Genomic DNA, 14,503 nt, shown 5'->3' on the forward strand with positions numbered 1-14,503 from the left:
ACGGAATCTCTCGAGGAGTGCACGATGGCTGCGGTGAGAAAACTCGTTCTTCTGGCATCGGTCGCAGCCGCCGGGGTCGGCGCCGCAGGCGGCGCCGGCATCCTGGCGGAGCGAGAGGTCGCGCGCTCCCTGGCCGATGCGGGCCTGGCCGTCGCCGATGTCGATGCGAGCGTGACGGGACGCCTCAGCCTTTCCGGACTTCGCGCGTCGCTCGGTGAATCCGGCAGCCTCGGCGTCGCCCGGATGAGTGTGCCCGGCCAGGGCTTTCTCGCCTCGGCTGCGCTCGCGGCAGAGGATGTGACGCTCGAGGGAGTGACCGTCGAGCTTGGCCCCCTCGCCTACCGCCTGCCGCGCATCGAGGTGAAGGGCTCGTCCCTTGGCAGGAGTGACCTTCAGGCCCTTCTCGACAGGAACGCTACCGAACCCCTCGCCGCCCGCCTGATGAAGTTCTCCGCCGGCGAGATCGTGATTCCCGAGGTCACGATCGAGCAGAAGCTCGGCAAGGAGATGCAGACGACGACCTACCGCGACCTGCGCATCCGCGACGTCGCCGCCGGCAAGATCGCTTCCGCCACCGCCGCCGGAGCGACGATGAGGGCGAGCGGGGACGACGACAAGGCCTTCGACGCCACCTTCGGCGCCATGACGGTGAACGACTTCGACGCCGTTCTCGCTGCCCGCCTCTATACCGAGAAGGCCGGCCCGGACGACAGGGAGCCGAGGCTCCTCTACGCCTCCTTCTCCGGCGGCGAGGTGGTGATGAAGAACAAGAAGGGCGTCGAGATGCGCATCGGCCGCATCGCCGGCAGCGACTTCAAGGTGCGCCCCACCCGCGAGCCTCTGCTCGAGCTGATCAAGAGCGTCGGCGCGTCGGGCGACTTCGAGAAGATGCCGCCGGCCGAGCGCGGCCGCCTCGTCGGCCTCGTCATCGACCTTTGCGAGGCCTTCGACGCCGGTTCGATGGAGATCACGGATCTCACGGTCTCCGACCCGACGGACAGGAACAACGCGGCGGGGCGCATCCGGCGCATCGCGCTCGGCGGAGCAGCCGGCTCGGCGCAGGTGACCGTCGAGGGTATCGAGATGGTCTCCAAGGAAGGGAACGTGAAGCTTGGGACCCTGTCCGTGACCGGCTTCTCCCTCAAGCCGACCCTCGACGGGCTCAAGGAACTCATCGCCAAGCCGGAGGACAAGGTCGAGGAAGCGGACTTCCGCAAGCTCGTGCCCGTTCTCGGAACAATGCGCTTCACCGATGTCGACGTCGACATGCCCGACTCCGGCAAGGAAGCCCGCGACACCGGCAAGGCCGGCAAGAACGGCAAGGGGAGCAAGGAGGCGAACGGCAAGGGGCTGGCCAAGAAGGAGCCGGATCGCCTCCGCATGACGATCAGGGCCGTCGAGCTTCAGGCCGGCAAGCCCATCAACGGCATCCCCACCTCGATCCGCACCGCGGTCGAGCGCGCCGCTTTCGCCATTCCCGACAACACCAAGGAGGACGGCCTGAGGGACCTCGCCGACCTCGGCTACAAGACGCTCGACGTGTCCTTCGCGGTCGACGGCGCCTGGGACGAGCCGACGCAGGAGTTCGCCATCAAGGAGGTCTCCTTCGCGGGTACCGACATGGGCCAGGTGGTCCTGCGCGGCGTGCTCGGCAACATCACCAAGGATGTCTTCTCGACCGACATGGCGACGGCCCAGGTCGCCCTCATCGGCGCCACCGCCAAGAACCTGAAGCTCACGGTCGAAAATCAGGGCCTCTTCGAGCGCCTCCTCCAGCGTGAGGCGAAGAAGCAGAAGAAGAAGCCCGAAGACCTGCGCAAGGAATATGGCGTGACCGCCGCCATCGGCATCCCGGCGCTCCTCGGCGCCTCGGAGCCCGCCAAGGTACTCGCCAATGCCGTGGCGAGGTTCGTGGCCAGGCCCGGGCGGCTCGAGATCAACGCCAGGACCAAGGACGGCGCGGGTCTCGGCTTTGCCGACTTCATCGCCGCCGGCGGCGAGGCCTCGGCCCTCGCCGACAAGATCGACCTGACTGCGACCGCCGACTGACGCCGCGCGGGAGCAAAAACAAAAGAAGCCGGGAGATCGGATCTTCCCGGCTTCTCCCGTCGGGTTGCCCCTTCACTTCCGCTCGCCCTCGCCGCGCCGCCGCGGCTCAGGGACAGGTCGCCTGTGCCTCGACCACGGCCACCGCCGTCATGTTGACGATGCCGCGCGCCGTCACCGAGGGGGTGAGCACATGGGCGGGCTTGGCCGTGCCGAGGAGGATCGGGCCGACCGGCAGCGCATCGGCGAGGACCTTGGTGAACTGGAAGGCGATGTTCGCCGCATCGAGGTTCGGCATCACGAGCACGTTCGCCTCGCCCTTCAGGTGGGAGGACGGCAGCTTGCGGTCGCGAATCACCTGCGAGATCGCCGTGTCGGCCTGCATTTCGCCGTCCACCTCGAGCTGCGGCGCCCGCTCGCGGATGAGTGCCAGCGCCTCGCGCATCTTCTGGGCGGAGCGCGTGTCGGCCGAGCCGAAGTCGGAATGCGACAGGAGCGCGATATGCGGCTCGATGCCGAAGCGCTGCACGTGCTCGGCACACATCACCGTCATGTCGGCGAGCTCTTCGGCCGTCGGGTCGGCGCGCACATGCGTGTCGGCGAGGAAGTAGTGGCCCTTCGACGTGATCACGAGGCTCATCGCCGACAGGTCGCGCACGCCGGGCGCAAGCCCGATGATGTCGCGGATGTGCTTCAGGCGGGACTGGAAGCGCCCCTCGAGACCGCAGAGCATGGCGTCCGCATCGCCGCGCACCAGGGCAACCGCGGCGATCACCGTATTGTTGGTGCGGATGAGCGTCCGGGCAGCATCCGGCGTGATGCCCTTGCGGCCGGCCACCTCGAGATAGGTCGCGACATAGTCGCGGTAGCGTGGATCGTCTTCCGGATTGATGAGATCGAGATCCCGCCCGGCCCTGATGGAGAGGCCGAAGCGCTTCAGCCGCGCCTCCACGACTGCCGGCCGGCCGATCAGGATGGGCTTGGCGATTCCATCCTCGATCACGGCCTGGGCCGCCCGCAGGACCCGCTCATCCTCGCCCTCGGCGTAGATGACGCGCTTGGGCGCGAGCTTCGCCTGGGCGAACAGGGGCTTCATGATGAAGCCGGAGCGGAAGACGAAACGCCCGAGCGAATCGGCATAGGCCTCGAAATCCTCGATCGGCCTGCGTGCGACGCCGCTGTCCATGGCCGCGAGCGCGACCGCCGGTGCGATGCGCAGGATGAGGCGCGGGTCGAAGGGGCTCGGAATGAGCGACTCGGGCCCGAACGTGCGCGCCTCCCCGCCGTAGGCGCGCGCGACGACCTCCGACGGCGCCTCGCGCGCGAGGCCGGCGATCGCCTTCACCGCCGCCGCCTTCATGGCCTCGTTGATGGTCGAGGCCTGCACGTCGAGCGCGCCACGGAAGATGTAGGGAAAGCACAGGACGTTGTTGACCTGGTTGGGATAGTCCGACCGGCCGGTGCAGATCATGGCGTCGGGACGGGCCGCGATCGCCTCCTCAGGCATGATTTCGGGGATCGGGTTGGCAAGGGCGAGGATGAGCGGGCGCTCGCCCATGCGCTTCACCATTTCGGGCTTGAGGACCCCGGCCGCCGACAGGCCAAGGAAGACGTCCGCGCCGTCGATCACCTCCGCCAGCGTGCGCGCATCGGTCTTCTGCGCATAGACCGCCTTCCAGCGGTCCATCAGCGCCTCGCGGCCCTCGTAGACGACGCCCTCGAGGTCGGTGACCCAGATGTTCTCGCGCCGGGCTCCGAGCGACACGAGGAGATTGAGGCAGGCGAGCGCGGCGGCGCCGGCGCCCGATGTGACGATCTTCACGTCCTCGATGCGCTTGCCGGCGAGTTCGAGACCGTTCATCACCGCGGCCCCGACGATGATGGCCGTCCCGTGCTGGTCGTCGTGGAAGACGGGGATGGCCATGCGGGCCTTCAGACGCTCCTCGACCTCGAAGCACTCGGGTGCCTTGATGTCCTCGAGATTGATGCCGCCGAAGGTCGGCTCGAGTGCCGCCACCACGTCGACAAGCTTGTCGACCCTGTTCTCGGCGATCTCGATGTCGAAGACGTCGATGCCGGCGAACTTCTTGAAGAGGACTGCCTTGCCCTCCATCACGGGCTTGGAGGCGAGCGGCCCGATGTTGCCGAGGCCGAGCACGGCCGTGCCGTTGGAGATGACCGCCACGAGATTCTGCCTGGCGGTGACGGTCGCAGCCTCCGCCGGATCGTCCACGATGGCCTCGCAGGCCGCGGCGACGCCGGGCGAATAGGCGAGCGCCAGGTCGCGCTGGTTGCCGAGCGGCTTGGTGGGCTGGATCTCGAGCTTACCGGGCCGCGGATTGCGGTGGTAGAACAAGGCGCCCGATTTCAGATCCTGCGAAATGTTACCCGCCATGGCCGACGTCCTCGCTTGCGGTCACCGACTTTCGTCGCAATCGTGAGGCGGCCCTTGTGCGCGGCACGGCGGGCCGCGTCAATGGTGCGTCGGCCGCGGGAAAGCGCCACCGGTCCGCTCAATCCCGCTTCTCGGCGACGATGAGCCATTGCTTGGCGACGAGCTCGTCGGCCGCCCCGAAGGTTGCTGCGGAGAGGAACCATCGCGCATCGGGAAAGCCGGGCCTGCGTGCCGGTTCCGCCGCCACGAGCGTGAGGCCGCCGCAGGTCGCGAGCTCGATCGCCGTCGCACGCACGAAGAAGCGCAGATGCGTCCGGTCGAGGAGGCCGGCGTCGCGATAGCGGAAGTCGCCGCGCGTGGCGAGCCGCCAGATGAATTTCCAGTTGCGCACGTTGGGCACGGAGACGATGAGGCGCCCGCCCGGCCCGATGAGCCCGGAGAGCCGCCGCACCATGGCCCACGGGTCCGCGAGATGTTCCAGGATGTCCATGCACAGCACGAGATCGAGCGAGCCGGGCGCAATGTCCGCCTCGAAAGGCAGTGCTGCCGCATCGCCCTGCCACACTCGGTCGCACATCCGACGGGCGCGCTCGGCAGCGCTCGGCGCGAACTCAACCCCGCCCGCCCACGCGACCTGTCGGGCCTGCCTCACCGCCGCCGTCGTGGCGCCGCCGCCGCAGCCGAGATCGAGCATGCGCTCCACGCGCGCCGGCAGCCAGGGCAGGACTTCCGCACGCGGCGTGTCGTAGTAACGGTCGGTCATGACTGTCGCCTCATCCGTCCTGAAGGTGGGGATCACGTGACGCAGCCCGCATGAAAGGCAGCGCCAGGATGAAACGGCCGTCAGGCCGCTGCTCGTCGGACAGGAAGCACGCGCTGTCAGCCGTCGCAAGCGAAACAGCACAGGGCACCGTGACGGCAGGTCCGCTCATGCTGCCCGTCGCCGTACCTTCCCGGGCGTCGCCAGCCCCTGGCGCGCGAGGGCCGTACGGCCCGTCAGCCACGCCAGCGCGCCGGCGGCCGAGCCGCCGTAACGCTCCAGGCGGCCGCGGTTGAAGACGAGACAGGCTCCGAGCGCCTTCGCCGCATTGACGAGGAACATGGCGGGCGTCGGGTCGGTGAGCCCGTACTTGCGGCTGACATAGCCCTTCGACCACGCCTGGTGCCAGCGTGTCGTGAAGATGCGGCCGCGCTTCGGCGCGCTGGATCGGCCGCGCCCGTGGCGCGCGACCGCGGCGTGGACATGCACGAGTGCATGCCCGGCGTCGGCCACGCGCCGGCACAGGTCGTCATCCTCGTAGAAGAGGAAGATCTGTTCGTCGAACCCGCCGCAGGCAAGGAACAGGTCGCGCCTCATCAGCATCGCCGCACCCGACAGGAACGGCGCGCAGCAGTCCCCCTCAGGCAGGCGCAGCACGCCGCGGGGATTGGGCAGATAGGCGGAGAGCAGCGAGCGCGCCTGGAAGAACAGGCGCCCGTCGGGCTCGACGATACGCGGCGCGAGGATGCCCGCATCGGGATAGCGCGCCGCGGCGGTCAGAAGCTCCGCCACCGCCCCGGGGTCGAGCACCAGGTCCGGGTTGACGAGAAGGACGTAGTCCGTCTCGGCGGCCCGCACGCCGATGTTGTTTGCCCGGCCGAAGCCCTCGTTGCGGCTGTTGCGCACGACGCGCGCGCCCCGCGCCTCGGCGAGCGCGGCCGAGTCGTCCTCGCTGCCGTTGTCGACGACGATCGCGTGCACGCCTTCGCGCGCCAGCGCGTCGAGGCAGGCGGGCAGCGCATGCGCGCTGTCGAAGGCGACGACGACCGCCGTCACGGTCGCGGCTGGCGAGGGGGGCACGGGCAGGACATCTCCGCTCGGCCGCAATCGGTGGGCGGCCGAGCCAGCTTTGCCCCGAGACAGCGGCCTGTGGCAAGCCGCCCTTCGTCATCATGCAGGGCTCCGGATCGGGAAGTTGCGTCCACGACCTAGGGCCTGCCCCGGTTCCACCTGCGGCTCACGGCGAGCGCGATGAAGGACCGGAACGCGGGCGCGCCCGCGTTCCGGGAGGCGGCGATTTCCACCCCCTCAATTCCATCCGATCGCAGGCGCGTCAGAGCGCGCCGCAGCGCCGGGCGATCGGTGCCACGGCATAGACCATCCCGAGCACCATGGGAGGCATGGCAAGCAGTGTCACCGCCCAGGTCGGCCACCCTTGGGGACGGGCTGCAGGAGGTAGAGGAGGACATTGATCAAGGCATAGGCGCCCAACATGAGCGCAGCAAGGAAGCGCAGTTGTGGGATGATCGCAGACTTGGCAGTAAGAGGCCGGTCGGACGTCATTACAGACTCCGTGCACCGGGAGGCGATAATAGGAACGAAACGGCTCGTTCTTATTGCCACATATAAACGAACCGTTCCGTTATGAAAAGCGCCTGTCGACAGTCGGAGGATGGCGTGGATGTCAGAGGACGACGAGGCACCTCGCGGCAGGCGGCGCGGATCGATCGGTGCCCGCCGCAATCCCGAGACCGAGGCCGCCGTGCTGATGGCGGCACAGGCCCTTCTCGCAGAAAAGGGTTACGCGGGCTTTTCCATCGACGAGGTCGCGCGCAGGGCGGGCGCCGGCAAGCCGACGATCTACCGTTGGTGGCCGACGAAAGCCGATCTGTTCGTCGCCGTCTATGAGCAGGACAAGGCGGCCTTCGTCGCCGATCCGCATGCGGGGGACCTGAAGAGCGACCTGATCGCCTACACGCGCGCGCTCTGGACCTTCTGGCGCGACAGCCCCGCGGGCTGCACCTTCCGCGCCCTGGTGGCCGAGGCACAGGGCAGCAAGGCCGCCCTCGCCGCGCTGCGCGACAAGTTCCTGCCCGAGCGGGTCAGGACCTTGCGCAACATCTTCGCCCGCGCCGCCGTGCGCGGCGAGATCGATGCCGCCGACGTCGAGGCGCTGCTCGAGCTCTATGTCGGCTTCAACTGGCTGCGGATGCTCACAGACCGCATCGCGGACGACAAGGCCGCCGTGGATCGCATGGCCCGGCTGATCGCGGGCGCACGAGGCGACAGGAAGGCGGGCTGAGAGGGCGAGTTCCCTCCCGGGCAAGCCCCGCCAGCCCCTTGCGGGACGACGGAGCTGAACGCCCGGCGTTTGCGGGGGCACCCCTGCGTCCCCGCGACGACGGCAGTGGCGTGCATGCGGAAAACCCGGCGGTCATCCCGGGCTCCTCGGCTCACGCTCGGACCCGGATGACGGGGAACACGGCAGCCGTTCAGGCCTTCTTCTCCGGCAGGTTCAGCCGGATGTGCAGCTCGCGGAGCTGCTTTGCCGTCACCTCCGACGGAGCCCCCATCAGGAGGTCCTCGGCGCGCTGGTTCATGGGGAACATGACGACCTCGCGCAGGTTCTGCTCGCCGCACAGCAGCATGACGATGCGGTCGATGCCCGGCGCGATGCCCCCGTGCGGCGGCGCGCCGTAGGTCAGCGCCCGCAGCATGCCGCCGAACTTCGCCTCGAGCACGTTCTTGCCGTAGCCGGCGATGGCGAAGGCCTTCTCCATGATGTCCGGGCGGTGGTTGCGGATCGCCCCCGACGACAGCTCCACGCCGTTGCAGACGATGTCGTACTGGAAGGCCGTGATGCCGAGGATCGTGTGCTTGTCCTGCGGATCGAGCGCCATGAAGGCGTCGTGGTCGTAGTTCGGCATCGAGAAGGGGTTGTGGGAGAAGTCGATTCGCTCCTCCTCCTCGTTCCACTCGTAGGCAGGAAAGTCGGTGACCCAGCAGAACTCGAAGCGCTCGCGATCGCCGAGCGCAAGCTCGTCGCCGATGCGGATGCGCGCGGCGCCAGCGAGCTTCGCCGCCTTCGCCTCCTCGCCCGCCGAGAAGAAGACGGCGTCACCCGCCTTCACGCCGGCTTTCGCCGCGATCGCCGCCTGCACGTCGGCGGGAATGAACTTGGCGATGGGCCCACGGCCGGCGAGTGCTCCGCCCTCCTCCTCGAAGACGATGTAGCCGAGGCCGGGCGCCCCTTCCGAGCGGGCCCAGTCATTGAGCTTGTCGAAGAAGGAGCGCGGCTGGGCGGCTGCGCCGGGCGCCGGGATGGCACGCACGACGCCGCCCGCCTTGATGACGTTCTTGAAGGCGTTGAACGTGACGCTCTCGGCGGAGAATTCCGCCGACACGTCGGCGATGACGATCGGGTTGCGCAGGTCGGGCTTGTCGACGCCGTATTTCAGCATCGACTCGCGATAGGGGATGCGCGGGAAGACGGGCGTGACGGGCTTGCCCTCGCCAAACTCCTCGAAGACGCCGCGCAGCACGGGCTCGACGGCCTGGAAGACGTCCTCCTGCGTGACGAAGCTCATCTCGATGTCGAGCTGGTAGAACTCGCCCGGCGAGCGGTCGGCACGCGCATCCTCGTCGCGGAAACACGGCGCGATCTGGAAGTAGCGATCGAAGCCCGCGATCATCGTGAGCTGCTTGAACTGCTGCGGCGCCTGCGGCAGCGCGTAGAACTTGCCGGGATGAAGGCGCGAAGGCACGAGGAAGTCGCGCGCCCCTTCCGGCGAGGAGGCCGTCAGGATCGGCGTCTGGAACTCGAAGAAGCCCTGCTCCTTCATGCGCCGGCGCAGCGAGTCGATGATCGCCCCGCGCTTCATGATGTTCTGATGGAGTTTCTCGCGGCGCAGGTCGAGGAAGCGGTACTTCAGCCGCGTGTCCTCGGGGAACACCTGGTCGCCGAAGACCTGCATCGGGAGTTCCGCAGCCGGCCCCAGGACCTCGAGGTCGGTGATGTAGATCTCGACTTCGCCGGTCGGCAGGTCGGCGTTCTCGGTGCCGGCGGGGCGCCGGCGCACCTTGCCGTCGATGCGCACGACCCACTCGGAACGCACCTGCTCGGCCGCCCTGAACGCCGGCGAATCCGGATCGGCCACACACTGCGTGATGCCGTAATGGTCGCGCAGGTCGACAAAGAGCACGCCGCCGTGATCGCGGATGCGATGGCACCAGCCGGAGAGGCGGACGGTTTCGTCGACGTGGGACGCGCGCAGGGCGCCGCAGGTGTGGGAGCGGTAGCGATGCATGACCCGAGGACCGAGAGAAGACGACGTGCGGGCACGAGGACGCGCCCGCGGGAAGCGTCGGAGAAGCCCATAGGGCGCCCCGCTTGTCAAGGACGGTGCGCCGGCCGTTACCTTCCGCGATGAGCCGGGCCCTCCGGACGAGCCGAAGGCGCGGCACCGCCGCCACGCCGCCCGCCTGCGCACCCGCGCGCGCCGAATTTCCGCACCTTCGCGCGCGACAGCGCGCATCGTCTCGGCTATAGCGCCGTTTCATGGACCTGATCACGACCACCGACGCCCTGGAAGCCGCGTGCCGGCGGCTCGCCCATCATCCCTTCGTCACCGTGGACACCGAGTTCCTGCGGGAGACGACGTACTATTCCAAGCTCTGCCTCATCCAGATGGCCTGCCCGGCCGAGGCCGTTCTTGTCGACCCGCTGAGCCCGGACATCGACCTCGCCCCCTTCTTCGGCCTCATGGCCGACGAGCGGATCGTCAAGGTCTTCCATTCGGCGCGCCAGGACATCGAGATCATCTGGCAGAAGAGCGGCGCGATCCCCGCGCCGCTGTTCGACACCCAGGTCGCGGCCATGGTCTGCGGCTACGGCGACTCGGTGTCCTACGAACAGCTCGCCAACGACCTCGCCAAGGCGCGCATCGACAAGTCCTCCCGCTTCACGGACTGGTCGCGCCGGCCGCTCACCGAACAGCAGCTTGCCTACGCCCTCTCGGACGTGACGCATCTGCGCACAATCTACGTGGCGCTGCACACGGAGCTGCAGAAAACCGGACGCGAAACCTGGCTCGACGAGGAGATGGCGGTCCTCACCTCGCCGGCGACCTACGAGCTGAAGCCCGAGGAGGCGTGGCTGCGCCTGCGCGGCCGCATCAAGAAGGCGCGCGAGGCCGCCGTCCTCATGGAGGTCGCCGCATGGCGCGAGCGCGAGGCGCAGAGCCGCGACGTGCCGCGATCGCGCGTCATGAAGGATGACGCGCTCGTCGACGTCGCCACGCACGCTCCCCGCAGCGCCGAGGCCCTGGGGCACCTGCGCTCGATACCGAACGGATTCGAGCGGTCGCGCGCCGGCGCCGAGATCCTGCTCGCCGTCGAGCGCGGCCTCGCCCGGGATCCGAAGACCATCGCCCTGCCCGAGCGTTCGCGCGGCAGGAGCGCCAACAGCGCCGTTCTCGAGATGCTCAAGGTGCTGCTCAAGGCCGTGGCCGAGAACGAGGGCGTGGCGCCGAAGATCCTTGCGACCGTCGACGACCTCGAGGCGATCGCCCTCGACGACGAAGCCGATGTGCCGGCGCTCAAGGGTTGGCGCCGCGGCCTCTTCGGCGAGCGCGCCCTCGCCCTCAAGCACGGCCGCCTGGCGCTCACCGTCGAGCGCGGGCGCGTGCACGCAACCGAGCGCTGAGTCGGCCCTTCGTCGCGGGTTCAGGCTGCGCGTGCCAGGAAATCGTCGAGCGCCGCGACGAGCGCCTCGGCCGATTGGGCGAAACCCTCGGCGAGGTGCTCCAGATCCAGCGTGGCCCGGCGGGCCTTGACCACGGTCTCTGCCATGACCGCGAGGCTCTCGCTCATGCGCGTCGCGCCCAGGGCGGCCTCCGACGAACTCGCCGCAATCGCGCTGGTCGCCTGCCCCTGCTCCTCGACTGCGGCGGCGACCAACTGGCTGAATTCGCTGATCTCGCCGAGAAGCCCCTCGATGCGCGCCACCGCGGCAGCACTGTCCTGCGTGTCGCGCTGGATTGCCGCGACATGGGCGGCGATATCGGCGGTCGCGCGTCCGGTCTGAATGGCGAGCGCCTTCACCTCGCTGGCGACCACGCCGAATCCGCGCCCTGCGTCGCCGGCGCGCGCCGCCTCGATGGTGGCGTTGAGGGCGAGCAGATTCGTCTTCTGGGCGATGGTCTCGATCAGCCCGACGATGTCGCCGATCTGCCGCGCCGCCGCGCTCAGTGCCGTCGCCCGGGCGCTCGACTGGTGGCCGGCGACGAGCGCCTCGCCCACCATGCGGCTCGTTTCGCTCGAACGCTCGGCAATGTCGCGGCTCGACGTCGCGAGTTCCTCCGTCGCGGTGGCGACAATCGCCATGCTGGCGGTGGTGTCGGTGGCTGCGCTGCGTGCAACGCTGGCGTGTTCCTCCGAACTCTCGACCTCGGCGCCGAGGTCGCGCGACAGGCTGCGCAGCGCATTCGCCCCCTCGCGCACGACCCCCAGCACGCTGCCGGTGCGCTCCCTCAGATGCGCGATCGCCTCTTCGAGCTGGCGTCGTCGGGCCTCCCGTGCGGCAGCCTCGCGCGAGGCTGCGTCCTCGAGGCGGCGCTTGGCGAGGGCGTCGTCGCGGAAGACGGCGAGGCTGCGCGCCATGGTGCCGACCTCGTCCTGCCGGTCGACACCTGCGATATCGATATCGACATCGCCCGCCGCGAGGCGCTCCATGCTGCCGCCGAGGCCGTCGAGCGGCGCCACGACGCGGCGGTCGAGCCAGATGAGGATGAGCCCGACGATGGCGATCGCACCGCCGGCGGCCAGCGCCAGCCCCAGCGTCAGGTTGTGGGCGAGATCGCCGACATGCCCGGCGGACGCCGCCGACATCCGGCCCGCGGTGCGCCGCATGCCGCGCGCGAGCTGGCCGGCCTCCTCGACGACGGTCGCGAGGTCGCGGGCTGCGCGGTCGGCGCGTTCTCCAGCACCGCCCTTCTGGGTCACGAAGCCATAGAGCCGCGACCGTTCGCTCTCGACGGCGCGGACCAGGTCGCGGGCATTCCCGGTGCGCCCGCGCAGGCGCGCGTGGGCTGTTTCAAGGGAATCCGCGAAGGCGGTCAGGCCGGCGCGCACCGCCTCGAAACCCGCCCCACCCCTGGCCCCAAGGAAGGCGACAGCCCCGCCGACGATCACATCCTTCTCATCGAGGAGGCGTCGGGCGAGGCCGGGGTCGACCCCCTCCACCTCCATCGCCAACCGGCGCACGGCCGCCATGAAATCGCGCACGGTGACCGGATAGGCCTCGTCGAGATCGTCGAGCGCCCACCGGGCGACGACCGCGTTCCGCGCCGCCTGGTCGAGCGTTTCGGTCCGCTGGACGAGAAGACCGACCTCGCCGCTGAAGGACGTGCCGGCCGCAAGCGCGGCCAGCCGAGCGGCCGCGGTCCGCAGGCCATGCATTTCCGCACCGACCAGCGCATCCGGCGACCGGCCGAACTCCCCTTCGGCGGTGCGCACGCGCAAGGTCATGGCCTCAAGGTCGCTCACATAGTCGGCGGCCCCACTGGCGACCGCCAGCATGGCGGAAGTCTCCGCCGCGGAGGCAGCCATGCGCCGCGCCGCCCAGCCGGCACCTCCCAGCACCGATGTCATGCCGGCGACGATCACCACCGCCATCGGCAGCGATACGCGTGCGGTGATGCGCCCGCGGAGCGAAATTCTCGTCACGGCACTACCCTTTTTGCATTGCAACAGGGTTTTCGCGGCCTGCCGTTGCGAAAGCGTTACCTCAGTATGACGTTTCGGTGACGCGGGCGCAGGATCGAAGGTCCGGCCCCTTGGTGTCAGGCCTGGGCGATGTCCGGCCGCAAACCGATCAGGCGCGCGAGTTGCTTGACGCGGTTCTGCAGGCGCTCGTTGGCGAGCGGCGCAAGCTCACGCGGCAGCGTCAGCATCAGCTTGCCGCCGGTTCCCTCGATCGGGACGCGCGGCAGGACGCCGGGCATGGCGGCCGAGACGAGATAGGCCACCCGCATGGCACCGCCGAGGATGCGGGCGCGGTCGAGCATCCGCGGCGAGACGAGTTCGCGCAGCCGCGGGCTCACGTCGTCGACGGACAGGCCCACATGCCGGAAATAGACCGAAAGCGCGAGATAGGCGCGGCCGGGATGGTCGACGCCGACGAAGGCGGCGTGCGCGATGATGTTGAGGCTCTGCTCGCCGCGGTAGTCGGGGTGGGCCCGCCAGCCAATGTCGGCGAGCAGACAGGCCGCATGCCGGAGGCGCCGCTCCTCGACGCTCTCGTCGAGCCCTGCCGTCTCCATCAGGCGATCGGTCCAGGCGATCAGCTCCTCGCCGTGGCGGGGCGAGCGCGAGCGCAGGATGTTCAGGTCGCTCGCCGCCACCAGGAGCGGGTCCTGCCGCCGCGCCTCCTCGTCGAGCTGCTCGTAAAGCAACCCCTCGCGCACACCGAAGGCCGAGACCACCACCGTCTTGGGCTTGCCACGGCGGATGATCTGGTCGAGCACCAGGGCGCCGTAGGCAAGAAGCGGCCGCCGCGCTTCGGAGACGGTGTCGATCGCCTCAAGCGTCTCGGCCTCCACGCGCTCGACGATGCGGGCGAATTCCAGCACGTCGCGCGGGGGCACGCGATAGCCATGCATGACGTGCAGCGGATAGCCCTTCTGCCGCATGTGCAGATTGGCAAGCGCGCGCCACGTGCCGCCCACCGCGTAGAAGGTGCGACCCTTGAGCGCGTCGAGCTGCGGCACCGCGGCCATCGCCTCGCGCACGAGCTTCTGCGCCTTCTTCACCGACCCGCCGGCGAGGTCCTGCAGCGCGAGGCCACCGAGCGGCAGCGTCACGCCCTGCGACACCATCTGCCCGTTGAGCTCGACGAGTTCGAGGCTGCCGCCGCCGAGGTCGCCCACTACCCCATCGGGCTCATGGAAGCCGGAAATGATGCCGTAGGCCGACAGTTCCGCCTCGCGCCGCCCCGACAAGAGCTCGATCGACCGTCCGGTGACCGCGGCCGCCCGCTCGAGAAACTCAGGTCCGTTCGAGGCGTCCCGCGCCGCGGCCGTGGCCAGGACCTGCAGGCGCTCGACCTGCATGGTGTCGCAGAGAACCCGGAAGCGGGCGAGCGCCTTCAACGCCTTGTTGACCGCGTCCTCGGCGAGGCGGCCCGTGGTCGCCACATTGCGCCCGAGGCCGCACAGAACCTTCTCGTTGAAGATCGGCGTCGGCGCGCGCGTCAGCCCCTCATAGGCGACGAGTCGCACCGAGTTGGAACCGATGTCGATGAT

The 14,503-nt window shown here is 69.3% G+C and carries 9 protein-coding genes; 3 read left to right on the top strand and 6 right to left on the bottom strand.

Annotated elements, in window-relative coordinates; genetic code table 11:
- Nucleotides 1–24: 24 nt before the first annotated feature.
- On the top strand, nucleotides 25–2,049 hold the full coding sequence (locus QNA08_RS02675) for a hypothetical protein (RefSeq protein ID WP_283739116.1): 2,025 nt from the start codon (nucleotides 25–27) through the stop codon (nucleotides 2,047–2,049).
- 106 nt (nucleotides 2,050–2,155) lie between these two features.
- Here QNA08_RS02675 and QNA08_RS02680 read toward each other — a convergent pair whose 3' ends face one another.
- From QNA08_RS02680 to QNA08_RS02690, 3 genes are all read right to left on the bottom strand, one after another.
- Nucleotides 2,156–4,441, bottom strand: coding sequence for an NADP-dependent malic enzyme (locus QNA08_RS02680; RefSeq protein ID WP_283739117.1), 2,286 nt, complete (start codon nucleotides 4,439–4,441; stop codon nucleotides 2,156–2,158).
- 118 nt (nucleotides 4,442–4,559) lie between these two features.
- The gene (locus QNA08_RS02685; RefSeq protein WP_283739118.1) at nucleotides 4,560–5,204 is read right to left on the bottom strand and encodes a class I SAM-dependent methyltransferase; all 645 of its coding nucleotides are present in this window, start codon (nucleotides 5,202–5,204) and stop codon (nucleotides 4,560–4,562) included.
- Between the two features lie 165 nt (nucleotides 5,205–5,369).
- Nucleotides 5,370–6,281 (bottom strand): glycosyltransferase family 2 protein, encoded by a 912-nt coding sequence (locus tag QNA08_RS02690; protein WP_283739119.1) that lies wholly within the window; start codon nucleotides 6,279–6,281, stop codon nucleotides 5,370–5,372.
- A 601-nt stretch (nucleotides 6,282–6,882) separates the two neighbouring features.
- On the opposite strand from QNA08_RS02690, the gene QNA08_RS02695 reads away from it, so the two are divergent.
- Complete coding sequence (locus QNA08_RS02695) at nucleotides 6,883–7,503, top strand: TetR/AcrR family transcriptional regulator (RefSeq protein ID WP_283739120.1); 621 nt, start codon at nucleotides 6,883–6,885, stop codon at nucleotides 7,501–7,503.
- 190 nt (nucleotides 7,504–7,693) lie between these two features.
- Here the strand turns inward: QNA08_RS02695 and aspS are convergent, their stop codons facing one another.
- On the bottom strand, nucleotides 7,694–9,508 hold the full coding sequence (aspS, locus tag QNA08_RS02700) for an aspartate--tRNA ligase (RefSeq protein WP_283739121.1): 1,815 nt from the start codon (nucleotides 9,506–9,508) through the stop codon (nucleotides 7,694–7,696).
- A 251-nt stretch (nucleotides 9,509–9,759) separates the two neighbouring features.
- Here aspS and rnd point away from each other — a divergent pair, with 251 nt between their 5' ends.
- Nucleotides 9,760–10,905: a ribonuclease D gene (gene rnd, locus QNA08_RS02705; protein ID WP_283739122.1), complete on the top strand. Its 1,146-nt coding sequence runs from the start codon at nucleotides 9,760–9,762 to the stop codon at nucleotides 10,903–10,905.
- Nucleotides 10,906–10,925: 20 nt separating this feature from the next.
- On the opposite strand, the gene QNA08_RS02710 is transcribed toward rnd, so the two are convergent.
- Both QNA08_RS02710 and ppx read right to left on the bottom strand, forming a co-directional pair.
- The gene (locus QNA08_RS02710) at nucleotides 10,926–12,926 is read right to left on the bottom strand and encodes a methyl-accepting chemotaxis protein (RefSeq protein ID WP_283739123.1); all 2,001 of its coding nucleotides are present in this window, start codon (nucleotides 12,924–12,926) and stop codon (nucleotides 10,926–10,928) included.
- Nucleotides 12,927–13,042: 116 nt separating this feature from the next.
- Nucleotides 13,043–14,503 carry an exopolyphosphatase gene (gene ppx / locus QNA08_RS02715; protein ID WP_283739314.1) on the bottom strand — a complete coding sequence of 487 codons (1,461 nt, stop codon included), beginning with the start codon at nucleotides 14,501–14,503 and terminating at the stop codon, nucleotides 13,043–13,045.

This window comes from Chelatococcus albus, from assembly GCF_030067675.1.
Lineage (GTDB): Bacteria > Pseudomonadota > Alphaproteobacteria > Rhizobiales > Beijerinckiaceae > Chelatococcus_A > Chelatococcus_A albus.